26 protein-coding genes are annotated in these 22,000 nt (G+C 58.0%); 22 read left to right on the plus strand and 4 right to left on the minus strand.

The genetic code is table 11. The features are described from left to right. Positions 1–32 precede the first annotated feature (32 nt). The 10 genes from smc to ACQY5P_RS15870 all read left to right on the plus strand — a co-directional run bounded on the left by smc (position 33) and on the right by ACQY5P_RS15870 (position 8,190). Positions 33–3,500 carry a chromosome segregation protein SMC gene (smc, locus tag ACQY5P_RS15825; RefSeq protein WP_428407837.1) on the plus strand — a complete coding sequence of 1,156 codons (3,468 nt, stop codon included), beginning with the start codon at positions 33–35 and terminating at the stop codon, positions 3,498–3,500. Between the two features lie 242 nt (positions 3,501–3,742). Then, positions 3,743–4,099 carry an ArsR/SmtB family transcription factor gene (locus ACQY5P_RS15830; RefSeq protein WP_428407838.1) on the plus strand — a complete coding sequence of 119 codons (357 nt, stop codon included), beginning with the start codon at positions 3,743–3,745 and terminating at the stop codon, positions 4,097–4,099. Then, positions 4,096–4,500 carry a VOC family protein gene (locus ACQY5P_RS15835; protein WP_428407839.1) on the plus strand — a complete coding sequence of 135 codons (405 nt, stop codon included), beginning with the start codon at positions 4,096–4,098 and terminating at the stop codon, positions 4,498–4,500. The genes ACQY5P_RS15830 and ACQY5P_RS15835 overlap by 4 nt, the downstream gene beginning before the upstream one ends. Positions 4,501–4,537: 37 nt before the next feature. Next, on the plus strand, positions 4,538–5,002 hold the full coding sequence (locus ACQY5P_RS15840; RefSeq protein ID WP_428407840.1) for an SRPBCC family protein: 465 nt from the start codon (positions 4,538–4,540) through the stop codon (positions 5,000–5,002). Beyond that, complete coding sequence (locus tag ACQY5P_RS15845; protein ID WP_428407841.1) at positions 5,003–5,473, plus strand: SRPBCC family protein; 471 nt, start codon at positions 5,003–5,005, stop codon at positions 5,471–5,473. A 4-nt stretch (positions 5,474–5,477) separates the two neighbouring features. Then, the gene (locus ACQY5P_RS15850) at positions 5,478–5,963 is read left to right on the plus strand and encodes an SRPBCC family protein (RefSeq protein ID WP_428407842.1); all 486 of its coding nucleotides are present in this window, start codon (positions 5,478–5,480) and stop codon (positions 5,961–5,963) included. Next, positions 5,960–6,427 (plus strand): VOC family protein, encoded by a 468-nt coding sequence (locus ACQY5P_RS15855; RefSeq protein ID WP_428407843.1) that lies wholly within the window; start codon positions 5,960–5,962, stop codon positions 6,425–6,427. The genes ACQY5P_RS15850 and ACQY5P_RS15855 overlap by 4 nt, the downstream gene beginning before the upstream one ends. A 63-nt stretch (positions 6,428–6,490) precedes the next feature. Then, positions 6,491–6,841: a DUF1428 domain-containing protein gene (locus ACQY5P_RS15860; protein ID WP_428407844.1), complete on the plus strand. Its 351-nt coding sequence runs from the start codon at positions 6,491–6,493 to the stop codon at positions 6,839–6,841. A gap of 67 nt (positions 6,842–6,908) precedes the next feature. Next, entirely contained in the window at positions 6,909–7,481 is a 573-nt protein-coding gene (locus ACQY5P_RS15865; protein WP_428407845.1) for a dihydrofolate reductase family protein, read from the plus strand. A 64-nt stretch (positions 7,482–7,545) separates the two neighbouring features. After that, positions 7,546–8,190 carry a glutathione S-transferase family protein gene (locus ACQY5P_RS15870; protein WP_428407846.1) on the plus strand — a complete coding sequence of 215 codons (645 nt, stop codon included), beginning with the start codon at positions 7,546–7,548 and terminating at the stop codon, positions 8,188–8,190. Between the two features lie 17 nt (positions 8,191–8,207). Here the strand turns inward: ACQY5P_RS15870 and ACQY5P_RS15875 are convergent, their stop codons facing one another. Next, entirely contained in the window at positions 8,208–8,414 is a 207-nt protein-coding gene (locus ACQY5P_RS15875; RefSeq protein WP_428407847.1) for a YgaP family membrane protein, read from the minus strand. 286 nt (positions 8,415–8,700) lie between these two features. Between ACQY5P_RS15875 and ACQY5P_RS15880 the strand changes: the two genes are divergently transcribed. From ACQY5P_RS15880 to ACQY5P_RS15905, 6 genes are all read left to right on the plus strand, one after another. Next, on the plus strand, positions 8,701–9,003 hold the full coding sequence (locus tag ACQY5P_RS15880) for an AtpZ/AtpI family protein (protein ID WP_428407848.1): 303 nt from the start codon (positions 8,701–8,703) through the stop codon (positions 9,001–9,003). Between the two features lie 107 nt (positions 9,004–9,110). Further along, a complete protein-coding gene (locus tag ACQY5P_RS15885) occupies positions 9,111–9,902 on the plus strand; it encodes a F0F1 ATP synthase subunit A (RefSeq protein WP_428407849.1) in 792 nt (263 codons plus the stop codon). A gap of 114 nt (positions 9,903–10,016) precedes the next feature. Beyond that, positions 10,017–10,244, plus strand: a complete 228-nt coding sequence (locus ACQY5P_RS15890; RefSeq protein ID WP_428407850.1) for a F0F1 ATP synthase subunit C — start codon at positions 10,017–10,019, stop codon at positions 10,242–10,244. Between the two features lie 33 nt (positions 10,245–10,277). Continuing rightward, on the plus strand, positions 10,278–10,835 hold the full coding sequence (locus tag ACQY5P_RS15895; protein WP_428407851.1) for a F0F1 ATP synthase subunit B': 558 nt from the start codon (positions 10,278–10,280) through the stop codon (positions 10,833–10,835). 12 nt (positions 10,836–10,847) lie between these two features. Further along, positions 10,848–11,429, plus strand: a complete 582-nt coding sequence (atpF, locus tag ACQY5P_RS15900) for a F0F1 ATP synthase subunit B (protein WP_428407852.1) — start codon at positions 10,848–10,850, stop codon at positions 11,427–11,429. A gap of 647 nt (positions 11,430–12,076) precedes the next feature. Continuing rightward, positions 12,077–12,616, plus strand: coding sequence for a lipocalin family protein (locus ACQY5P_RS15905; RefSeq protein ID WP_428407853.1), 540 nt, complete (start codon positions 12,077–12,079; stop codon positions 12,614–12,616). A 158-nt stretch (positions 12,617–12,774) separates the two neighbouring features. On the opposite strand, the gene ACQY5P_RS15910 is transcribed toward ACQY5P_RS15905, so the two are convergent. From ACQY5P_RS15910 to ACQY5P_RS15920, 3 genes are all read right to left on the minus strand, one after another. Continuing rightward, positions 12,775–12,969, minus strand: a complete 195-nt coding sequence (locus tag ACQY5P_RS15910) for a hypothetical protein (RefSeq protein WP_428407854.1) — start codon at positions 12,967–12,969, stop codon at positions 12,775–12,777. A gap of 317 nt (positions 12,970–13,286) precedes the next feature. Continuing rightward, positions 13,287–14,423 (minus strand): site-specific DNA-methyltransferase, encoded by a 1,137-nt coding sequence (locus ACQY5P_RS15915; RefSeq protein WP_428407855.1) that lies wholly within the window; start codon positions 14,421–14,423, stop codon positions 13,287–13,289. Between the two features lie 122 nt (positions 14,424–14,545). Next, positions 14,546–15,112: a ribonuclease HII gene (locus tag ACQY5P_RS15920; protein WP_428407856.1), complete on the minus strand. Its 567-nt coding sequence runs from the start codon at positions 15,110–15,112 to the stop codon at positions 14,546–14,548. A 177-nt stretch (positions 15,113–15,289) separates the two neighbouring features. Here ACQY5P_RS15920 and ligA point away from each other — a divergent pair, with 177 nt between their 5' ends. From ligA to ACQY5P_RS15950, 6 genes are all read left to right on the plus strand, one after another. Then, complete coding sequence (gene ligA / locus ACQY5P_RS15925) at positions 15,290–15,694, plus strand: protocatechuate 4,5-dioxygenase subunit alpha (RefSeq protein ID WP_428410677.1); 405 nt, start codon at positions 15,290–15,292, stop codon at positions 15,692–15,694. A gap of 3 nt (positions 15,695–15,697) precedes the next feature. Further along, entirely contained in the window at positions 15,698–16,540 is an 843-nt protein-coding gene (locus ACQY5P_RS15930; protein WP_428407857.1) for a class III extradiol dioxygenase subunit beta, read from the plus strand. Positions 16,541–16,852: 312 nt separating this feature from the next. Further along, positions 16,853–17,287 carry a hypothetical protein gene (locus tag ACQY5P_RS15935; protein WP_428407858.1) on the plus strand — a complete coding sequence of 145 codons (435 nt, stop codon included), beginning with the start codon at positions 16,853–16,855 and terminating at the stop codon, positions 17,285–17,287. 80 nt (positions 17,288–17,367) lie between these two features. Next, positions 17,368–19,074, plus strand: a complete 1,707-nt coding sequence (locus ACQY5P_RS15940; protein ID WP_428407859.1) for an ABC transporter transmembrane domain-containing protein — start codon at positions 17,368–17,370, stop codon at positions 19,072–19,074. A gap of 3 nt (positions 19,075–19,077) precedes the next feature. Next, entirely contained in the window at positions 19,078–20,103 is a 1,026-nt protein-coding gene (locus tag ACQY5P_RS15945) for an efflux RND transporter periplasmic adaptor subunit (protein ID WP_428407860.1), read from the plus strand. Continuing rightward, positions 20,100–21,560 (plus strand): TolC family protein, encoded by a 1,461-nt coding sequence (locus ACQY5P_RS15950; protein WP_428407861.1) that lies wholly within the window; start codon positions 20,100–20,102, stop codon positions 21,558–21,560. The genes ACQY5P_RS15945 and ACQY5P_RS15950 overlap by 4 nt, the downstream gene beginning before the upstream one ends. The last annotated feature ends 440 nt before the right edge of the window (positions 21,561–22,000 follow it).

The raw sequence follows: 22,000 nt of genomic DNA on the forward strand, positions 1-22,000 counted from the left end.
GCTGCGGCGTTGCGCATATCGGGAAAAGATAAGTGAAATTCACTAATGTCCGCCTTGTCGGCTTCAAGTCCTTTGTCGAGCCGACCGACTTTGAAATCCGCGAGGGCCTGACCGGCATCGTCGGTCCGAATGGCTGCGGCAAGTCGAACCTTTTAGAGGCGCTGCGCTGGGTGATGGGCGCGACCTCCGCCAAGGCCCTGCGCGGCGACTGCATGGAAGCGGTGATCTTTTCCGGCACCACCATGCGGCCTGCGCGCAACTGGGCGGAAGTGATCCTGACGCTCGATAATTCGGACCGTTCGGCGCCGGCGGAATATAACGAGCACGACACGCTTGAGGTTTCCCGCCGCATCATCCGCAAGGAAGAGGGCACGCAGTCGATCTACCGCATCAACCAGAAGGAAGTGCGCGCCAAAGACGTTCAGCTTCTCTTCGCCGATGCCTCGAGCGGCGCCAATTCGCCGGCGCTTGTGCGTCAGGGGCAGATTTCCGAACTGATCAGCGCCAAGCCGCAGAACCGCCGCCGCCTGCTCGAGGAAGCGGCGGGCGTCACCGGGCTTCACAGCCGCCGTCACGAGGCGGAGCTGCGCCTGCGCGCTGCGGAACAAAATCTTGAACGTCTCGACGACGTTATCGGCGAACTTGAAACCCAGAAGACGGCGCTCGCCCGCCAGGCGCGCCAGGCGACGCGCTATCGCAACGTCTCGGGCGACATCCGCCGCACCGAGGCTATGCTTTCCTATATCCGCTGGCGCGACGCCGTCGAGGCGCAGGAAAAAGCCGAAGCGGGTCTCAAAGAAATCAGCGTGCTGATCGAAAACACGACGCGCGTGGCGGCTGCGGCCTCGACGGCGCAGTCAAACGCGCATGAAGCGCTCGACCCGTTGCGCCGTGCAGAGGCGGAAGCCGCTGCGGCGCTGCATCGCCTGACGGTTGCGCGCGAAGGCCTCGATGAAGAGGCGCGCCGCGCCGAAGCCGAGCTGCAACGTCTCGCCGGGGAAATCGAGCGTCTGAAAAACGACATGGCGCGCGAGAAAGACCTCCTCGCCGACGCCGACAACGCCGTTGAAGCGCTGGGCCGCGAAGAAGAAAGCCTGGAAGCGCGCGAAGCCTCGGAGGCCGAGCATGTGACGGCCGCCGAAACCGCCATGAACGAAGCCGCTGAAGCGCTTGCCGCTGCGGAATCGAAATTTGACGAGAAGTCGAAAGAAGCGGCCGATATTGAGGCGCGCCGCAAGGCGGTCGCCGGCAATCTGTCCGCCGCCGAACGCCGGCTCGAGAAAATCGCCGAGCAGATCCGCAACTATACGGACGAGCGCACGCTGATCGAACCGACGCCGGAACAGGCGCAGGCGCTGGAAGCGGCGAAAGCCAGGTTCTCCGCCGCCGAGGAAGCGGCAAACGCCGCCGAAGCCGCGTTCCATCGCGCGGAGGAGGAGCGCTCCGCCGCTGAAGACCGCGAGACGGAACTGCGCGGGCCTCTGCGCAAGGCGGAACAGAGCCTCACCGAGCTTGATGCTGAGCGCGAGGCGTTGCGCCGCGTGCTTGCCGCCAATGAAAGCGAAGACTGGACGCCGCTGATCGAAATGATCGAGGTCGACGCCGGTTACGAAAACGCGCTCGCCGCGGCGCTCGGCGACGATCTCGGCGCCGCGGTGGATGAGGCGGCGCCCGCGCACTGGTCGCATTTCGGCGACGCCGTGGCGGACATGTCTCTTCCCGAAGGCGTTTCCCCCTTGTCGCGCTTCGTGCGCGCGCCGGCGGCGCTCAATCGCCGTCTCGCTGCGATTGGCGTTATCGAACGCGAGATGGGCGCCTCTTTGCGCGCGCAACTGAAACCCGGTCAGCGGCTTGTTTCCCGCGACGGCGATCTCTGGCGCTGGGACGGCTTCACGACCCATGCGGATGCGAAAACCTCGGCCGCGATTCGTCTCGAACAGCGCAACCGGCTGCAGGTGCTCGACCGCGATTTCGTTGCGGCTGAAGAGACCGCGGAAACGGCCCGCCGCGACCATGCGCAGGCGACGGAAACGCTGAAATCGAAACAGGCGAATGAGCGCGAAGTGCGGTCGCTCTTCAACGATGCGCGGCGCGCCCTCGATTCAGCGCGCACAGGGCTCAATGAACTCGAACGCGAACATGAACGCGCCGCCGCGCGTCTCTCCTCCATCGACGAAAATCTTTCGCGTCTCGGCGAGGAGAAAAGCGAAAGCGAACGGACACGCGAAGCGTTGACGGCGGAACACGACGCGTTCCCCGATGCGACGCTGATCGCCGAAGGCGTTGAGGCTGCGCGCGAAGAAGTCGCTTCCGCCCGCGCCCGCGCTGCGGAAACCCGCACCGCTTACAACGACCTCGCCAATGAAGCGCGCCGCCGCGCTGAGCGCCTCAATGAAATCGCCCGCGACAAGACTTCCTGGAGCCAGCGCGGCGACGCCGCCCGCGGGCGCATCGTTGAGATTGAAACTCATCTCAACGACGTCGCCGCCGCCCATGCAGCGGCGGAAGGCGCGCCGGCGGTGATCGAGGAAAAGCGCAAAGGTCTCCTCGACCAGATCGCCGTCGCCGAGACCCGCCGCAACGAAGCCGCCGACGCCCTCGCCGAGGGCCAGCGCGTCGCCATGGAGGCGGCGAAGACGGCGAAAGCCGCCGACACCGAAGCCGCCGAAGCCCGCGAAGCGCGCGCGCGGCTTGAGGCGCAGGCGGAAGCCGCTGCGGAACGCGTTGAAGAAGCGAAACACCTTGCGCATGAGACCTGCGAAGCCGAACCCGACCAGCTGCTCGCCATTGCCGAGCACAAGGAAGGCGCGGACATTCCGGAGCGCGACGACGTCGAACGCCGGCTGGAACGCTACAAGCGCGAGCGGGAAAATCTCGGCGGGGTGAACCTGCGCGCCGAAGAGGAGATGCAGGAAGTCTCGACGCGCCTCGAAGAACTCGCCGTCGAGCGCGAGGATTGCGACAGCGCCATCCGCAAGCTCCGCACCGCCATCGGCAATTTGAATCGCGAAGCGCGCCAACGCCTGCTCGATGCGTTCGAGACGGTGAACACGAATTTCTCGAGCCTCTTCACGCGGCTCTTCAATGGCGGGCAGGCGGAACTGCGCCTCGTCGAGGCCGAAGACCCGCTCGAGGCGGGGCTCGAAATCTTCGCCTCGCCGCCGGGCAAGAAACTCGCCTCCATGTCGCTGATGTCCGGCGGGGAGCAGGCGCTGACGGCGACGGCGCTCATCTTCGCTGTCTTCATGGCGAATCCGGCGCCGGTCTGCGTGCTGGACGAGGTCGATGCGCCGCTCGACGACGCCAACGTCGAACGCTTCTGCCGCCTGCTTCACGAAATGGCGGCGGAGACCGAAACCCGCTTCATCATCATCACCCACCACGCGCTCACCATGTCGCGCATGAACCGCCTCTTCGGCGTGACGATGATCGAACGCGGCGTGTCGCAGCTTGTGTCGGTGGACCTCAACAAGGCTGAGGAACTCGTCGCGGCGGAGTAGGCTGCTTCCTTTTCCGATCATCCCGGCGCAGGCCGGGATCCAGTCTTTCCGACAGCAGCCTTGATCGGTGTGTGCCGCATAAGCATGTGGCGCACGTTGCGCCCCCTCATATCTTAGCTCGCTTTTTTTCTGGATCCCGGCCTGCGCCGGGATGGGCGGGGAACTTGCGACGTCCGATATTAAACTTAGGTAATCGCCTAATTGTTCTTGACGGCCGGTTCGGGCTGTGATTAGTTAGGTCTATGCCTAACTATCAAGAACCCGAAAACCCAAAAGATCTGGACAGCGTCTTTCAGGCGTTGGCCGACCCGACCCGCCGCGCGGTGCTCGCCCGCCTCACCGAAGGCCCCGCCACGGTGAGCGATCTCGCCAAACCCTTCGAGATGGCGCTCCCGTCCTTCCTCCAGCACCTCAAGGTGCTGGAGGAGAGCGGGCTTGTGACCTCGAAGAAGGAGGGGCGGGTTCGGACCTGCGAGGCGCAACTGACGCGCCTTACCGAAGCCGAAGAATGGATCGCCCATCAGCGCGCCGTCTGGGAAGGCCGTCTCGACCGCCTCGACGCCTATCTCAAAAGCCTTCAGTCCACGGAGAAAGAATGATGCGCCTCAATCATTACCTTCATTTTCTCGGTCAGTGCGAAGAAGCGCTCACCCTCTATCAGCGCGTGCTCGGCGGAGAGATCACCGCGATGATGAAGGTCAAAGGCTCGCCGGCCGAAGGGCATTACGGGCACGATGGCGCGAATGATGTGTTGCATGGCTGCCTTTCGCTAGAGGGTTGCGACATCATGGCGTCCGACGCGCCGAAGCAGTTTTATACAAAACCGAATGGCGCGCATATCTGCATTGTCCTTGATAACGAAGATGAAGCTGAGCGCATCTTCAATGCCTTGTCTGACGGCGGCGAGATCGCCATGCCTTTCGAGGCGACGTTCTTCGCCAAGAAATACGCCATGTTCAATGACCGTTTTGGCACGCGCTGGATGATCCATTGCGCCTGATGCGAAATCAAAACCAAAAATAACGAGAGAGAAGCCCATGAAGCCCGAAGAGAACGATCTTCACATCAGCCGCACAATGAAAAACGTGACGCGCGATCAGCTCTGGAAAGCGTGGAGCGATCCCGCAATCCTTGCTGAATGGTGGTGCCCGAAACCGTGGAGCGTGAAAGATGTCTTGATCGAGCTGAAGCCGGGCGGCGCGTTTAAAACGACCATGTGCGGCCCTAATGGCGAAGAAATCCCCGGAAACGGCTGCATTGTTCATGTAAAAGAAAAAGAATGCATCGTTTTCACCGACTGTATGACCGCCGGTTGGCGCCCCTCCGGTGAAAGCTTCATGACGGCGATCATCACTATGGAAGATTGCCCAGAAGGCGTTCGCTATTCGGCGGTCGTCAAACACAAGAACGCCGAAGATAAAAAGAAACACGAGGAAATGGGCTTCCACGATGGCTGGGGCAAAGTCTTCGAGCAGCTCGAAGACAACGCGAGGGGTCTTTAGATGAGCGCGCCCGATATTGTCCACGCAAGACTGACCGTCACGCGCGATTACGATCAGCCCCCGGAACTCGTTTTCGCCGCCTGGTCGAGCGCCGAAGCGAAACGTCAGTGGTTCGGGGCGGAGAGCGACGGGTTCGAGATAGAGAACTACAAGCTCGATTTCCGGCCCGGCGGCGCGGAGCGTTGCCACGGCCGCAAACCGGGCGGCGGCGTCTTCACCAATGACGGCGTCTATCACTACATCGTCGAGGACGAGAAAATCGTTCTTACTTATTACATGACGATCGACGGCGCGCCTTATTCCGCATCGCTGACCAGCATCGAACTCAAGCCGCAAGGACGCGGCACGCGCCTGACGCTGACCGAGCACAACGCATTTCTTATGGGCAGGGATGAAAACGCCTCGCGCACCGAAGGCTGGACCTGGGGCCTCGGTCGGCTGGACGACGCACTGAAACACGAAAGGCTTTAACGAAATGCCGATCATCACCAACGAACTGAGGATGTCGCGGATTTACAACGCGCCGCGGCCTTTGGTCTGGAAAGTCTGGACGGACCCGAAGCACTTGCGGCAATGGTGGGGGCCGTTCGGGCCTGAACACACCAGCTGCGATATGGATTTCCGTGTCGGCGGTGAATTCAAAGTCATGATGAAAACGCCAGAAGGCGAGATCGTGCCCGCCGCCGGCGAGTTTCTAGAGATCGTCGAGCCGGAGCGCATTGTCTATGAAGGCGATGCGCGCGCGCCGACGGCTTGTGGCTGCGGATTGCCCCCGAAGGCGCGCGTCACGGTTCTCTTCGAAGCGCTGATGAAGACGAAGACGCAGCTCACCATTGAAACGCAGTTCCCCGACGAGGCGGCGCTTCACGCCGCGAACGCTGCGGGATTTTCGACGAGCTGGAACGCAACGCTCGACGACATGGGCCCCTATCTTGAAAAACTAGGCGAGGAAATCGCATGAGCACGCAACCCAAAGTCCGCACCTGTCTGTGGTTCGACAAGAACGGAAAGGAAGCCGTCGACTTCTATGTCTCGCTTCTGCCGGACAGTTATATCGAAACCAATTTCACCCCGGAACAAAGCGGCCCGCCCCTGATCGTCGAGTTCACGCTCGCCGGCGCGCCCTATATGATCCTGAATGGCGGGCCGATGTTCAAGCATACGCCCGCCGCATCGATTTCCGTACTGACGAAAGATCAGGCGGAAACGGACCGGCTTTGGAACGCGCTTGTCGCCGATGGCGGCGAGGAAAGCATGTGCGCCTGGTGTGTCGACCGGTTCGGCGTCTCCTGGCAGATCATCCCGGAACGCCTGCCGCAACTGTTGCAGTCCGACGACAAGGCGGCGGCGGGCCGCGCGCAGCAAGCCATGATGCAGATGAAGAAGATCGATATCGCCGCGCTCGAAGCGGCGTTCCGGGGGTGATGACCGTCATGAAAGAAGCGCGCCTGCGATTCGCTGACGGCCGGTAAAACAAAGGAGACGGATATGACTTACGTTGACGGATTTTTGCTGGCGGCGAAGACCGGCATGAAAGACGCCTATGCCAAGATGGCGAATGACGCATGGCCGATTTTCAAGGAACACGGCGCGCTTTCCATGGTGGAGAACTGGGGCGACGACGTGCCGGAAGGAAAGCTGACGTCCTTTCCCATGGCGGTGAAGCTTGAGCCTGACGAAACGGTCGTCTTTTCCTGGATCGTCTGGCCGTCGCGTCAAGCGCGCGATGAAGGCATGAAGAAAGTCATGGAAGATCCGCGCATGAAAGCGCCAGACCCCATGCCCTTCAATATGGAGCGCATGATCTTCGGCGGGTTTGAGACCATCGTCGACGTCTAGATTGTGTCCTCGTTCACGGTAGCTGCTTTTTTGCCCGCTCTTCACGAAGGCAACAGGGGAGATAAAGATGAGAAAACTGATCCTAGGCATGTTTGTCTCCCTTGACGGGTTTGTCAGCGGCCCGAATGGGGAAGCCGATTGGATCTTCAAAAGCGGAGACGATGCCACCGACGAATGGATCATTGAAAATTTATGGCAGGCAGGCTTGCTTGCCATGGGCGCCCGCACTTTCTCCGATATGGCGGCCTATTGGCCGACTGCAGAGACGCCGTTCGCTGCACCCATGAATGAAATTCCAAAAGTCGTGTTCTCGAAGAAGGGGCTCGCCGAAGCGCCGGACGCGGGAGCTCCTCCGGGTTCTTGGGGCAATCCTAATGTTGGAAGCGGCGAACTTTCCATGGAAGTCGCGCGTTTGAAGGCGCAACCCGGCAAGGATATCAGAGTCATGGGCGGCGCAAGTTTTGCACGAGCGCTTGCGGCACAGGGCCTCGTTGACGAATATCAGCTTCTGGTTTGTTCGGTTGCGCTTGGCGGGGGAGCTCCGCTGTTTTCCGACTTGCGCGCTGCCCTCGATTTGAAACTTATCAGTGCAAAGACTTTTAGTGGCGGCGCCGTTGCCCTAGTCTACCGCCCCGCTTGAGCGCGACTGACTAACGAGCTGAGGTGCGCCGATCTCTTAACATGCTGCAATCTGGAGATTTCCCGTGGCCGCGACCATCACCGCCTTTGAACGCTCGCCCGACCGCGGCAGGGGGCTCGCGCGCGACATGCCAGTGCGCTGGGCGCTGGAAGAGGCGGGTCAGCCCTACGACGTTCGCCTGCTTTCATTCAGTGCGCTGAAAGGGTCATCGCATCGAGCGCTCAATCCTTTCGGGCAAATCCCGACATATGAAGAAGACGGCCTCGCCCTGTTCGAGTCGGGAGCGATCGTGTTTCACATCGCACAACGTCACGCGGTGCTGCTGCCGGAGGATGCGGATGCACGAGCGCGCGCGATTGCGTGGATGTTCGCCGCGCTCAACACGGTGGAGCCGCCGATCTTCGAGCGCAGCCTGGCTGGCATCCTCGAGCGCGACGAGCCATGGCATGAACAACGCCAGCGCGTCCTTGAAGGCAGGATACGCGAAAGGTTGAGCGATCTTTCAAGCAGGCTTGGCGGCGCCGACTGGCTCGACAGCGGGTTCAGCGCCGGCGATCTGCTGATGATTTCGGTGCTGCGCCGGCTCAAAGGGGCGAACCTGCTGGAGGAGTTTTCGGCGCTCTCCGCTTATGTCGCCCGCGGCGAAGCCCGGCCCGCTTTCAAACGCGCCTTCGACGCCCAACTGGCGGTCTTCACCGCCGCGTCATGATTTTCGCGGCCGGCGGCCTAGGCTCGTTTCTTCCGGGTCGAGAGGCCAAACGGAGCATAGAGCGGGCAAAAGCCTACAAGGCTGGTCAGTACGAACGCCGCCGCGATGACCGCGAGGACCGTTGCGGCAAGGCCCGTCACCGCGCCAGTGAAATAAAGATACGCAATGACGCCGGCGACAATCAGGCGGATCAGGCGATCAGCCGTTCCCATATTGGCTTTCATGAGCGTCCTCCATTGGATTGCACATCCATGTGCGGGACGGAGCCTAAGCCTGCAGCCGGAGGAGGGCGTTGATCGATATCAATGGAACCTGCGTGCGGATTCGCGGTGCTTGCCTGCCGTTCCTCGCAGGCCCTCTTGCGGCCAGACGCCGCGCTCGCATCTCCCCATGAAAAACAATGGCTTACGAGAAAAAGCCTTTGCTTGACGCTGCGTTGCGGCGCCTATATGGTCCGGCGCGATTTCAAGGGGCGCGGGCGGCCGTTCGCGCCTGTTTTCGGGCATGCTCATGGGCGATAAAGCCGGCAGGGACGAGGCCAGCAGGGAGACCCCCTCAGCGCTGGACGAGTTTTCAGACCGGCTTGAGCGCATGCGCGGTGAACCGGAAGAGCCGGGGCCCAAACCGGGGGCGTCGGCAATGGGCCGCGCGATGCGTCTGTCTACGGAGTTGCTTGCCGGGCTTCTGGTCGGCTGCGTCCTTGGACTGCTGCTGGACCGCTGGCTCGGAACGTCGCCGCTGTTCCTGCTTGTCGGGATCGGCGTCGGCTTTGCGGCGGGCGTTTTGAACGTCTCGCGCGCAATGAAGGAATAAACGGCTTTTGTCAGGGGGCTCCTATCCGCGCCCTGACCAGTGCCGCCGGAGATGACTGTTGGGACGCCGGGAGCGCTTGCGCCCGCGAGGCTTGAAGAAGAAACGACATGATTGAATTACGCGCCGCGGGGCCGCTTGAGCAATTCGAAATCGTCCCGATCGTGCCGCTTGCCTTAGGCGGGATTGATATTTCGCTCACCAATTCCGCGCTGTGGATGCTGATCGGCACCGGCGCTATCATTCTTTTCTTCGCCATGGCGACGCGCCGCGCGAGCCTTATTCCCGGCCGCCTGCAGGGCGCTGCCGAAGTTGTTTATGAATTCATCGCCGATCTCGTGCGCGACACGATCGGTTCGGACGGGCGCAAATTCTTTCCTTATGTGTTCACGCTGTTCCTGTGGATCCTGGTCGCGAACCTCTTCGGCCTGTTGCCGACATTTCCGACGGCGCCCCATGAGCTTCACGTCTTCACGACGACAAGCCATCTCATCGTGACCTTGGCCCTCGCCATGCTGACGATCCTGATCGTCGTCGTTTACGGCTTCATGAAAAACGGCCTGAAGTTCTTCAAGCTGTTCGTGCCTTCGGGCGTGCCGGCCTGGCTGTTGCCGCTGATTGCGGTGATCGAGCTGGTCTCGTTCCTGTCGCGGCCGATTTCATTATCCGTGCGACTGTTTGCGAACATGTTCGCCGGCCACATCATCCTGAAGCTCTTCGCGGGCTTCATCATTTCGCTGTTCGGCGCCGGCGGCGCCTTTGCCCTGCTCGGGATTTTCCCGTTCCTCGGCGCCGTGGCGGTGACGATGCTCGAATTTCTGGTCGCAGCGCTGCAGGCTTATGTGTTCGCGGTCCTGACCTGCATCTATCTCTCGGATGCGGCGCACGCGGCGGATCACTAGGGACGGCGATGACGTTTTCCCGCGCGGCTTGATCGAGCCGGTCGCGCCCACGGGAACATGAGGCTCACCACGGTTCAACAGTTCTAAAAGAAGACAGAACAACAGGAGACTAAAATGGAAGCAGATGCAGCAAAACTGATTGGCGCAGGCCTCGCGGCTCTTCCGCTCGCCGGCGCGGCGATCGGCCTCGGCCTCATCTTTTCGGCGTTCCTTTCTGGCGCCTTCCGCAACCCGTCGGCCAGCGCCCAGAACCAGCCGACCATGCTGCTCGCCTTCGCGCTGACGGAATTCACGGGCCTCCTCGGCTTCGTCATCGCCATGCTGCTCATCTACACGCAGTAACCTTCAAGGACGACCTGATCGAGGGAGAAGACATTGTCCGTCTTCATGTTGATCGCCGCCGCCGCAGCCGCGGAACCGCACGTCGCAGGCGAGGCCGCTTCCGCCTCCCTGCCGCAGCTCGATCCGACCTGGTGGCCGAGCCAGCTGTTCTGGCTCGCGCTCACCTTTGGCGTTCTTTACTGGCTGATGGCGGGCAAGTTCCTGCCGTCGCTGGGCGGCGCCATCGAGGAGCGCCGCGACCGCATTGCGGACGATCTCGACCAGGCGGCGGAGTTCAAGCGTCAGGCCGAAGATGCGGAGACCGCCTATAACAAGGCGCTCTCCGACGCGCGCGCAAAAGCGGGGGCGATCGCCGCTGACACGCGCGCCAAAATGGACGAGGAAATCGCCGCGCTCCAGGCGGAAACCGACGAGGCGCTGAGCAACCAGTTGAACGCCGCCGAGGCCCGCATCGCGGCGATGAAAACCGACGCTTCCGCCAAGGTGCGCGAAGCGGCGGCGGACACCACCCGCGCCGTCGTTGAAACCCTGATCGACGAGGCGCCGACCGACGACGCCGTGGCGAAAGCCATCGCCGCCGTTCGCGCTTAAAGGACGAAGAAGATGCTTAACCTCGCCGCGCTCGCAGCCGCCGCCGCCGAAGAAGCCGCTCACGAAGCTGTGCATGGGGCCGCCGAAGCGGGGCACGCGTCGCCGGGCGTGTTTCAGGATACGGCGATTTATGTCCTGTTCGCGTTCCTGATCGTCATCGGCGTTTTCGCCCGCGCCGGCGTGCACAAGATGATGCTTTCGGGTCTCGACAAGCGCGCCGCGAAAATCGCGGATGAGATCAACGAAGTCCGCAAGATGCGCGAAGAGGCGCAGGAGCTTCTCGCCTCCTATCAACGCCGCCAGCGCGAGGCGGAGGAAGAAGCCGCCGGCATCATCGAACAGGCCAAAAAAGACGCGGCCCGCATGACCGCGGAAGCGCGCGCCAAGATCGAGGAACAAACCGAGCGCCGCATCAAGGCCGCCGAGGACAAGATCGCCCGCGCCGAGGCGCAGGCCCTCTCCGAAGTGCGCGGCCAGACGGCGGATCTCGCCATCGAGGCCGCGCGCGTGATCATCCGCGAGCGGATGGACGGCGGCGCGCAAGGCCCGTTCATCGACAAGGCGATTGCGGGCCTCCGCGACAAGCTGAACTAGGCCAGGTTTCGTGACGTTCCCTCTTCCCCCGCAGGCGGGGGAGGAGAACTCGTACTTTGCGGCAAATTCCTCTTCCCCCATTTATGGGGGAAGTCCCGAGCGGAGCGAGGGGATGGGGGCTTACTTTGACAGAAATTTGTTGAATGGGGCCCCAACCCCATTCAACGGGGTGATGGGGGCCGGTCGAGTATACGGCCATTTCCAAGACCGTGGATAAGAATTCACCACCTTTTTTTCGGCCTTATACTGCGCGGCAGTCCGGACAAATAGAGGCGGAAGGCCTGCCGTTTCCTTTCGGTCCGGATCGCGGCGCGCGAGGTGGCGGGGTTGCGTTACGGAAACCCTTCCATGTCGGCCGGTCGCAGCGCCCGGGCTTTCTGGCGGCGTAACTCTGGCGCGTAGAAAACGTCAGGGGTCGTCATTACGGCCGGGCCCGCCGATGCTGAATAACGCCGCCCGCGCGGGACGCGATGCGTCCATGTGCTAAGAGTAAAGCGATGAGGATGTTTCGCGTTCCGCGCACCTCTTATTGCTATGTGCTCGCATTCTCCGGAATGGCGGCGGCGCCTGCCCGTGCTAGACTCTTATTTGAGAGGCAACCTTCGGTCAGCCGGATTGTTCGTAGCGTGACTAAAAAGGAGACTTTCATGCGGTTTCTCGCCCTTCTTCCCTTTTTCGCGCTCGCCGCCTGCGGCGGGCCTCCGGTGAACCGCGACGCCAGCCAGCCGCTCGAAACCGTCGACTATGTGGATCTCGATCGCTATCTCGGCCGCTGGTACGAGATCGCGCGGTTCCCGAATTCGTTCGAGGAAGGCTGCGAAGGCGTCACTGCGGACTACGCCAGACGCGACGACGGCCTCATCGCCGTCACCAATACCTGTCACAAAGGCGCGCCCGACGGAGAGGTCGACGTCGCGAAGGGCCGGGCGCGCATCGTCGACGAAGACACCAACGCGAAACTGGAAGTCAGTTTCTTCGGGCCGTTCTGGGGCGATTACTGGGTGATCGGTCTGGCGGAGGATTATTCCCTCGCGCTCGTGGGCGAACCCTCCGGTCGCTATCTCTGGATTTTAAGCCGTACGCCGACGATTTCCGATGAAGTGCGCGATGCCGCGGTCAGTGATCTGAAGGCGATGGGTTACAATACCGATGTGCTTCATTGGACGGTGCAGGCCAAACAAAGATAGTGGCTATCGCTTTTTTCTTCGTTTTCGTTTCCTCAGTGGGAAAAGTGCCGCAACCCGAGCGGCGATAAACTGATCATTGGCACAGACTGGGCAATTTGACGAATAGTGCCTTGCCGATGGTTTTTTTCGCGATCTTGTGGGTTCATACCTGTGAGTCATTAGGCATTCGAACTGCGCAACATTTCTCCCCCCACGGAACCCATAAACATCAATACGGGAACATCGGGAAAACCAAAATTTATCAAAATGATTTGTTGGTCTGTTTCTTCCCCCGGTAGTGCGGCCAACGTAAAGGCATTTTTTGCCTGCCCAAAGTAAATAAACGCAGTTCTTCGTTCCAATTTTTTCATCATACCAACTTTTAAAATTCTTTGCTTTGGCTATCGTGCCGTGCCCTTTACCTTTCTTCGGATGCCATTGGCCCTTCAGGTCATAATTTCTTAATGAGTGTTTCCCGTCTGGCGATTTGAAAAAATGATTCTGTACGACTGCTTGCATTCTTTCGATTGCATGCTGTCTTGTCACCTTGCTGGGAAGGCGAGCTTTGCCTTTCTTCGGCCAAAAATGAGCTTTTAGCGAATAAGTCCAAGTGGCAAAAAGTGACTCTAACTCGTACTCAAATTCTCGAAATTCTGCCTTGGGCATAGTCCCTCCCAAGTATTTGTAGGATTTACCCCGCCATGCCTTTCCTGATCTTGTCGCGCAGGAAGTCGATGGGTTTAAGGCCGGTCTTTTCCTCGTAATGCCAGTAGGTCCAGCCATTGCAGGCTTGCGCGTTCTGGACCGCGGCGCCGACCTTGTGGATCGAACCCTGAATCTCGATATCGCCGTCCTTCACATAGAGCGAGCCGTCGGCGCGCACTTTCGCCCGATGGTTCTTGTTGCGCGAATAAAGCTCCGCGCCCGGCTTGATCAGCTTGGTTTCGATCACAGCGCCGAACGGCACGCGCGCCGCCGCCCGCGGCGACGGCTGGGTCGCAAGATCGTCGCCTTCGAGCGGAATGACTTTCGCGATGCGTTTTTTCGCGGCGGCGATATAAGTCTTGTCGCGCTCGCAGCCGATGAAATGTCGGCCGAGATATTTCGCGGCGGCGCCGGTCGTGCCGGAGCCGAAGAACGGATCAAGCACCACGTCGCCGGGCTTCGTCGAGGCGATGAGGATGCGGTAGAGCAGGGACTCCGGCTTTTGCGTCGGGTGCGTCTTCGCGCCGTCCTCGCCCTTGATGCGCTCCGCGCCGGTGCAAATCGGAAATTCCCAGTCGGAGCGCATCTGCAGATCGTCATTGGAGGTTTTGAGCGCGCGGTAATTGAAAGTGTATTTCGACTTTTCCGACTTCGCCGCCCAGATCAGGGTTTCATGGGCGTTGGTCAGGCGCGTGCCGCGGAAATTCGGCATGGGGTTGGACTTCCGCCAGATGACGTCGTTCAGGATCCAGAAGCCTTCGTCCTGGATCGCCGCGCCGACGCGGAAGATGTTGTGATAGGAGCCGATGACCCAGATCGCGCCGTCGGGCTTCAGGATGCGCCGCGCCTCTTTCAGCCAGCCGCGGGTGAATTTGTCATAGTCCTTGAAGCTCGCGAATTTGTCCCACTCGTCGTCGACGCCGTCGACACGCGAATTGTCCGGGCGCGTCAGCTCCGCCTGCCCAAGCTGAAGATTATAGGGCGGATCGGCGAAGACGAGATCGACGCAATTGTCAGGCAGCTTTTTCATGGCCGCGATGCAATCGCCCATGAGGATCGCATCGAGCGGCAACTCGCCTGTGTTTTTCGCAGCCGATGTTTTCTTCGGTTTTTTCGCCGGCATGTCGCGCCCCTCTGCACTCGTCCGAAACAAGGAGCGGCACTTTGAGTCGGCGGGGATTCGCCGTCAAGAGTCAGGGCGAATTTTTTAGCGGATTCAATATGTTAATAGGCTAGTAAGAAGTTTTAACGCGCGCCCGCAGCACACAAGATATTGTGGATCGGCGCGAAGGACCTGCGATGATGTGGTGTCACGCCATATGTTTTAAGACCGCGTTGATGCGCCGGCGCGCCATAGCCCTTGTTCTTTTCCCACTCGTAAAACGGATGCTCCAGCGCCAGGTCGCGCATCATCCGGTCGCGAACTGTCTTCGCGATGATCGACGCTGCAGCGATGGACAGCGATTTGGCATCACCTTTGACAACCATATGGGTGCGGGCGCTGAGCTTCGGTTTTTGCGAACCGTCGACGATGCAGACGCGCGGGCGCTCGGGCAGGCCCGCTTCAGCGCGGGCCATGGCGAGAAATGTCGCCTGCAGGATGTTGATCTCGTCGATCTCCTCGACCGTGGCGACGCCGACGCTCACGATGGCGCATTCGCGAATGAGAAGGGCGATTTCCTCGCGCCGCGTTTCCGCCAGCATTTTCGAATCGGCGAGGCCATCAGGGCAGTTCACAGGATCGAGGATAACAGCCGCCGCGACCACCGGCCCCGCCCAGGGCCCGCGTCCCGCTTCGTCGATGCCAGCCACGGGGCCGGGATGCATACGTTGAACGTGGTGTTCGATATCGAAAGTCGGGGCAAGCATTGCCTGACTGATAACCTCGTTCGCTGGCGGGCCCAAGGCGCTGATTTTGCACAGGCCTTGATCGTGAAAAAAGCCTCAAGAAAATGGCGCATCGGGTCCGGCCGTGATATTCATGGAGCCATGCCCCGTGCTCGCCTTTACCCGCTTGAAGACCTGGAAGATATTCCTGGCACCAAGGTGTTCACCGCCCGCCGCAGCCGGCAGGGCTATTATCTCCACAAATTCTGCATGAGCCTGATGCAGGCGGACAATCGCGCGGAGTTCAAAAAGGACGAGCGCGCCTATCTCGACAAATTCGCGATGACCGAGGAGCAAAAGCAGGGCGTTCTCGACCGCGACTTCAACAAGCTGATCGAACTCGGCGGGAACATGTACTTCCTCGTCAAGATCGCCTCCACCGATGGCTGGAGCGCGCAAAAAGCGGTGGGCTCCATGACCGGCATGACGCCGGAGGAGTACGCGACGATGATGCGTGAAGGCGGCCGCAGCCCCGAGGGCCTGCGCTCCATCCGGGAAGGCAATTGATCCGTGGCCAGAATTTCCGCCGGCATCGCCACCAGCCACGTTCCCGCCATCGGCGCCGCCATCGATCTCGGCAAGACGCAGGACGACTACTGGGCCCCGATTTTCACGGGCTATGATTTCGTCAAAGGATGGATCAAGGAAAACACGCCCGATGTGGTCATCCTTGCCTATAATGATCACGCATCGGCGCTGATGCTCGATATCGTGCCGACCTTCGCCATTGGATTTGCCGATACGTTTCAGTCGGCGGATGAGGGCTGGGGACGCCGCCCGGTCCCGCTGGTGCATAATCATATCGATCTCGCCGCCCATGTCGCCGAACAGCTCGTCATCGATGAGTTTGACATCACCATCATCAACGAGATGGATGTGGATCACGGCCTGACCGTGCCCTTGAGCCTCGTTTTCGGCGAGGTCGAGGAATGGCCGTGCAAGGTTATTCCGCTCGCCGTCAACGTCACCCAGTTTCCGACGCCCTCAGGGGAGCGCTGCTGGAAGCTTGGCGAGGCGATCCGCAATGCGGTGAAGACTTTTCCGGAAGACCTCGACGTGCAGGTCTGGGGGACGGGCGGGATGAGTCACCAGTTGCAGGGTACGCGCGCGGGGCTCATCAACAAGGAATTCGACAACCAGTTTCTCGATCTTCTTGCGCACGAACCGGAAGAGCTCGCCACCTGGACCCGGCTCAAATATCTGCGTGAGGCGGGGACGGAAGGGATCGAACTCATCATGTGGCTGATCATGCGCGCCGCGCTCGGCTACGGCGTCGAGGAACTGCATCGCTTCTACCGCGTGCCCGCCAGCAATACGGCGGTGGGACATGTGGTGTATCAGGCGAAATCCTGAGCTTTTGCAGCGCTTTCCCGCTAGTTGGTGATTTGAGCCCCGTCAGCGAGCTGTGCATAATCGGGACATAGACTGATACGTCGATAGCGCCGCGTGCGTCATGCCCCGCTAATAATTGCTCACGCCAGTTGGAGAGCACAGAGCATATTAATCAGATTTTCTGCCGGGTAGGCCAAATTTTCATTGGACCATCCAGAATTGATAGGAAATTACTATCAAAATAGTATGGCGAAGCAATCAGTAAGCTATTGAAGGGCCTCTCTCAGCTCCTAATTACCTCTCGTAAAGTTAGGTTGGTTTCTGGAGGGACGAATGACGCTGATCGCAGCCTTTGGCTTTGCGCTTCGAGCAAGTTGCTTTTCCGATGCTTACGTCTTGCCGTTCGTCACCGCGGAAGAGCTTCTCGTTATTTCCGAGCCAACAAAATCTTTACTTCCAACTGCTCCCGAAGGATTGCAATCCTTAACAGGCAAGGCGCAGCCGGAAGCCGGCGCGTATTTAATGCGGCCGCATAATCAATATTCCGTGCAAAAGACCAAAATGCGGATTCCCGATGGTGGAAGCGCACAAGATGCATTGTTTGCCCCTATGCTTATTCAAACGTCATTTTTAAAAGAGCAGCCCAGGCGTGAAGCTAGTCCAAAGGATAATGATTTCTTTGGAAAGTGGGAGAGCTTTGAAAGTATGTCTGTGTCGAGTCACTTTCGAGCCCACGACATGCGCCGTATCGCGAAACGCGAATATTAGACATTTCCTGAAAAAGCAGATTAGGGGGAGCTCGCCTGGCGAGTGGAAAAAATATGCAAAACTCGCATAGCGCTCAGGGAATGACCCTTTCCAAAATGTTCGGGTTATTCGTGAAAATACTCGGACCCGAAAAAAACTTTTTCATACTAACAATCATTTACGGCATTGGCATCAGCTTCCTGTCTCTGGCGACGCCAATTTCCGTACAGATGCTCATTAACACTGTGGCAAACACAGGCTTGGCGACTCCTCTTGTGGTGTTGTCATTGACTCTTTTCCTACTGTTGCTTGTGTCCGGGCTTCTTAATGCGTTGCGTGTGCATTTAATGGAAATATTCAGCCGGCGTTTTTATGCGCGAATGGTGTCAGAAATTTCGATTCGATCCCTATACGCGCAGAATCCGTTCTTTGGTGATGACGGGCGTGCTTCACTGTTCAATAGATATTTTGACATTATTACCGTCCAAAAGAACATTCCGGTTCTTTTGATAGGAGGTTTCACTTTAATTTTGCAGGCAGGCGTGGGCTTCGCTTTGGTGTCGTTTTATCACCCGTTGTTTCTTGCCTTTAATATTATTCTTATCTGCCTCATATGGTTTGTTTGGGTCCTGTGGGGGAAAGCAGCTATCCGTGAAGCGTGTGAGTTATCACATCGCAAGCACGCCACTGCGGCTTGGCTTGAGGGACTCGGCGCATCGAATGGCTATTTCAAATCAGAAATGCACATAGCCTACGCTTTGACAAAGACGGATGCAGCTACATCAAGCTATATTGACGCGCATCGTCGTCATTTCCGTCGGCACTTTTCGCAGACAATTAGTTTTTTTGTGATTTATGCAGCTGCTAGCGCTACTTTGCTTGGGCTCGGGGGCTGGCTGGTGATTCAGGGGCAGCTCAGCATCGGTCAACTAGTCGCGGCGGAGCTTATTTTATCGGCGGCATTTTTTGGAGTGTCGCAGCTCGGCGCCTATCTCAATTACTTCTACGACTTATGTGCAGCTCTTGACGAATTGTCGCTATTTTATGATGTGGCGCAAGAAGAACCCAAAGGTTCTCATCTGCCGACCCGGCATGATTCAACGCTCGTTTTCGCAAAGGTTCGTGGAGATGCGCGCGGCTCTTCGGCGTTGCTAGACTTTCGACTGGATAACGGCGCGGCTGTTATGGCGAGAGCTGAAAACCATGGCATACAGCGTCTTGTATGTAATTTATTGAAGCGACATGAGAAAGAAAAAGGCGGATACATAACGCTTGGCGGCAGGGACATTCGCGATACTGAGATACATGCTTTGCGGCAAGAGATCATTGTCCTCGATCGGCCAATGGTTATTGAGTCAACAATTAGAGACTATTTGCGCTTGAGTGCTGGCGATGCTGAGCCGGAGACTATCCTGGAAGCGTTGCGTGCGGTCGGGCTTGAGCGAGTCATAGTTGAATTAGAGTATGGGCTTGATACAAAAATCGCCAGCACGGGGTGGCCGCTTTCAGTAGCTGAGACTATGCAGCTAAAGCTTGCTTCCGCTTTATTGGCGCGTCCGCGCGTCCTAATTCTGAATCAGCTATTTGATGTTGTATGTGAGGACCATCTTACAACAGCAATTCGCGCCTTGCGTGACGATCCTCACACAACTCTGATTTACTTCAGCAACAGGAAACGTGATCTGGGTTTTGACGAGTTTTTGTTCCTCGGACTGACCAGGCAGCGGTTTTATGAATCTATTGAGAGTCTAGCTTTTGCAGAGGTTGATCGGCGCAACACGCCTTGTGCTACTGGGGAGCATGTGTGATCGATGCCATTTCGCGAACGACATATCCGCCATTTCAAAACGCTTGCGTCTATTCGCACGCCACGCGTGATATCGGCTGTTGCTATCATGCTTTCTGTTGGTGTTACGACCGCACTAGCCTTTCTTGTGTTTGCGCCATGGGTGCAGACCAGCGCTGGAGCTGGTATTGTGACGGCGCTAAATCCTAATGACCGGCTCCAAGAGATCAATGCTTTGGTTTCCGGCAGGATTGTAGAATGGCATGTGCGCGAAGGGAGCGCTGTGCGTAGTGGCGATCCCATTGTCCGTATTGTAGATAATGATCCGTTGCTGATTGAAAGGCTAGAGGCTGAGAAACAACAAGTTGTCGCCAAAATTAAGGCGACGAGAATAGCTGAAAAAACCGCCCTTCTCGATTATGATCGTATGAAGTCCCTTTTTGAGAAAGGACTTTCCTCACGCCGAGACTATGAACAAGCCCAAATTAGAGTAGAGACTTTGCGCACGCAAGTTGCTGACGCGGAAGCTGAACTCAACAGAATTGATGTCACGATCTCTCGTCAGTCGATGCAAATTGTCAGAGCGCCACGCGATGGCGTGATAATTCGCATGCAATCGGGTGATGCAGCGACTTTTGTAAATGCTGGTGATGTCGTTGCGACCTTCGTACCGGAAAATGTTGAGCGTGCGGTCGAGCTTTTCATTGACGGACGCGATGTCGCTTTGGTGCGTCCAGGCTCGCAAGTTCGTCTTCAGTTCGAAGGGTGGCCTGTTGTGCAATTCAGCGGCTGGCCGTCAATAGCGATTGGCACATTTGGGGGTGTGGTGACTGCGATAGATCCGTCGGCGGACGCGAATGGCAGGTTTAGAATTCTTATTACAGAAGATAAGACGGCATCGAATCCATGGCCGGATGAGCGTTATGTTCGATTTGGCGCAAGCGCAAGGGGGTGGGTGCTCCTTGAAAAAGTTTCCGTAGGATATGAATTATGGCGCCAGCTGAATAATTTTCCGCCGGAATTTCCAGCGCAAAGCGGAGCTAGCTCATGAGACATGCGCGTCCTCTTCTTGCCTGCGTTTTGTTGCTTGTGTCATCAGTCAAGACATCGTTTGCCCAGGATGCCGATGCCAATTCTTTAGATTTGGGGGATGTCCTGATCAGTTCTGCAGAGAACTATCCGGCTATTCTTGAGAGTTTTGCGCGTCGCGAAGCGGCTGTTGGAGGCGTCATAGAAGCGCAAGGCGCTTTCGACCTTGTTATCGCTAGCGAGACGGTTGATCGTGTCTCGGGGTTTTATTCAGGTCAAGTCTTGGATACTGAAGTTCGGCAAACTTTGCGCCCTTTAGGTGCAAGCTTTTATAGTGGGTATCGTCTATCTGAAGGAAATTTTCCTGTTTACGAGAACGCCTATGAAACAGCTGGCGGCGGTGAAGCCAGGCTTGGCTTGGTATTTTCTCTGTTGCGGGACCGTTCAACCGATGAGCGAAGGTTTTCGGAGGTTGACGCACAGCTTGCGCTTCAACAAGCTGAGCTTGATGTTCTTTTGACGAAAATTGGAGTTCAGCGACAAGCGGCCATTGCATATTGGCGCTGGGTTTCATCAGGTTTTCAACTGCGTGTATATGAACGCCTGTTATCAATCGCAGAAGACCGTCAAACGGGGCTTGAAGAACAAGTTCGGCGGGGGGCGCTTGCGGCTATTTTTCTTACGGAAAACAAGCAGAATATAATTCGCAGACAACGGTTGGTTATTGAAGCGCGCCGCGAATATGAAGCTGCGGCGAATGAACTCGGATTATTCTATCGTGGCGCAGATGGGGCTCCTCTTCCGCCGCCCGATGACAGTCTTCCAAAAGTATTTCCCTTAAGCGTTGACAGCGAGGCGAAGCTGTTGCCGCCTCTTGTAATCAGCGAGGCGATTCGAAATCGACCGGAGTTGGAGTTACTGTCAATGGCGCTTGATCGTATAGAAGCCGAAGCAAAATTGCGCCGGAATCAGATGTTGCCGCGTCTTGATTTAAAAGCCGAAGTCTCAAAGGATTTTGGCGTTGACGAAATAGTCGATCCTTCTCTTGGTGAAACTGAAGCCTATGTGGGGCTTCGTTTTTCTTTGCCTTTGCAGCGACGGGAAGGGCGCGGCAAGCTCATTGCGGCAGAGGCGAAACGCAATGCGACTTTGCAAAAGCGCAAGCTTGCAAGCGAGCGCATAGAAACAGAAATAAAGAATATTCTTATTGAGCTGGATACGGCGAATGAGCTAGTTGCCATGGCTATGAGCGAGGTAGAGCAAGCGGAAACCATGCGTCTTGCCGAAGAGGAGCGTTTTGCAAATGGAGCTAGTGATTTCTTTTTGCTTAATATTCGAGAAGAAGCAGCGGCGGATGCTCGGATAGGTATGTTGCAGGCGCAAGCCAGAGCGCACATCGCGCGGGCGAATTTTGACGCTGCCACAGTCAACCTTCCACAGTTAGGGCTGTCGTCATTTTCAACCTTCAATGGAAATTAGGAATTGATCGAACAAGAAAAAATCCAAGCTTAACCGTTCGCACTAAACGCTGTTCCTTGCGATAATTTGGGAATGATCAAATAAGATATCGTCGAGGAGTTCTTCATGTGCAGCAGCATGTAGGAAAAATTCAGTATGGGGCTTTGTACTAGCGCTCGTTCGGAACAAGCTCAAACAGAAAGCCCCATCCGCGAAAGCGGCGCAGAGCATGAGAGGCTACCCGCGGACATGGATTGCGAAATGCAATCGGGAACTGACGGATGCTCGCTGCGATGCGGCCAATCCCAATATTGCACAATTGCTCCTTCACGACGCATTGGGACGGTGATTGGAGTGCATGAGTTGGAGTTTGCATCAAGGCATCAAGTTAGAAATAGAAGTCGCGCTTTTTGGCCGCTTATGGGCGCCGCTCGACAAACGCCAGTCGGCTAATTTCCCTT

Origin of the sequence: Hyphococcus sp., from assembly GCF_965267305.1 — a bacterium.
In the GTDB taxonomy this organism is placed as follows: Bacteria; Pseudomonadota; Alphaproteobacteria; order Caulobacterales; family Parvularculaceae; genus Hyphococcus.

Bases quoted from the DNA above. Each gene is read 5' to 3' on its own strand.
- ACQY5P_RS15830 (WP_428407838.1), top strand. From the start codon at position 3,743: ATGCCTAACTATCAAGAACCCGAAAACCCAAAAGATCTGGACAGCGTC.
- ACQY5P_RS15835 (WP_428407839.1), top strand. From the start codon at position 4,096: ATGATGCGCCTCAATCATTACCTTCATTTTCTCGGTCAGTGCGAAGAA.
- ACQY5P_RS15840 (WP_428407840.1), top strand. From the start codon at position 4,538: ATGAAGCCCGAAGAGAACGATCTTCACATCAGCCGCACAATGAAAAAC.
- ACQY5P_RS15845 (WP_428407841.1), top strand. From the start codon at position 5,003: ATGAGCGCGCCCGATATTGTCCACGCAAGACTGACCGTCACGCGCGAT.
- ACQY5P_RS15850 (WP_428407842.1), top strand. From the start codon at position 5,478: ATGCCGATCATCACCAACGAACTGAGGATGTCGCGGATTTACAACGCG.
- ACQY5P_RS15855 (WP_428407843.1), top strand. From the start codon at position 5,960: ATGAGCACGCAACCCAAAGTCCGCACCTGTCTGTGGTTCGACAAGAAC.
- ACQY5P_RS15860 (WP_428407844.1), top strand. From the start codon at position 6,491: ATGACTTACGTTGACGGATTTTTGCTGGCGGCGAAGACCGGCATGAAA.
- ACQY5P_RS15865 (WP_428407845.1), top strand. From the start codon at position 6,909: ATGAGAAAACTGATCCTAGGCATGTTTGTCTCCCTTGACGGGTTTGTC.
- ACQY5P_RS15875 (WP_428407847.1), bottom strand. From the start codon at position 8,414: ATGAAAGCCAATATGGGAACGGCTGATCGCCTGATCCGCCTGATTGTC.
- ACQY5P_RS15880 (WP_428407848.1), top strand. From the start codon at position 8,701: ATGGGCGATAAAGCCGGCAGGGACGAGGCCAGCAGGGAGACCCCCTCA.
- ACQY5P_RS15885 (WP_428407849.1), top strand. From the start codon at position 9,111: ATGATTGAATTACGCGCCGCGGGGCCGCTTGAGCAATTCGAAATCGTC.
- ACQY5P_RS15890 (WP_428407850.1), top strand. From the start codon at position 10,017: ATGGAAGCAGATGCAGCAAAACTGATTGGCGCAGGCCTCGCGGCTCTT.
- atpF (WP_428407852.1), top strand. From the start codon at position 10,848: ATGCTTAACCTCGCCGCGCTCGCAGCCGCCGCCGCCGAAGAAGCCGCT.
- ACQY5P_RS15905 (WP_428407853.1), top strand. From the start codon at position 12,077: ATGCGGTTTCTCGCCCTTCTTCCCTTTTTCGCGCTCGCCGCCTGCGGC.
- ACQY5P_RS15910 (WP_428407854.1), bottom strand. From the start codon at position 12,969: ATGATGAAAAAATTGGAACGAAGAACTGCGTTTATTTACTTTGGGCAG.
- ACQY5P_RS15915 (WP_428407855.1), bottom strand. From the start codon at position 14,423: ATGCCGGCGAAAAAACCGAAGAAAACATCGGCTGCGAAAAACACAGGC.
- ligA (WP_428410677.1), top strand. From the start codon at position 15,290: ATGCCCCGTGCTCGCCTTTACCCGCTTGAAGACCTGGAAGATATTCCT.
- ACQY5P_RS15935 (WP_428407858.1), top strand. From the start codon at position 16,853: ATGACGCTGATCGCAGCCTTTGGCTTTGCGCTTCGAGCAAGTTGCTTT.
- ACQY5P_RS15940 (WP_428407859.1), top strand. From the start codon at position 17,368: ATGACCCTTTCCAAAATGTTCGGGTTATTCGTGAAAATACTCGGACCC.
- ACQY5P_RS15945 (WP_428407860.1), top strand. From the start codon at position 19,078: ATGCCATTTCGCGAACGACATATCCGCCATTTCAAAACGCTTGCGTCT.
- ACQY5P_RS15950 (WP_428407861.1), top strand. From the start codon at position 20,100: ATGAGACATGCGCGTCCTCTTCTTGCCTGCGTTTTGTTGCTTGTGTCA.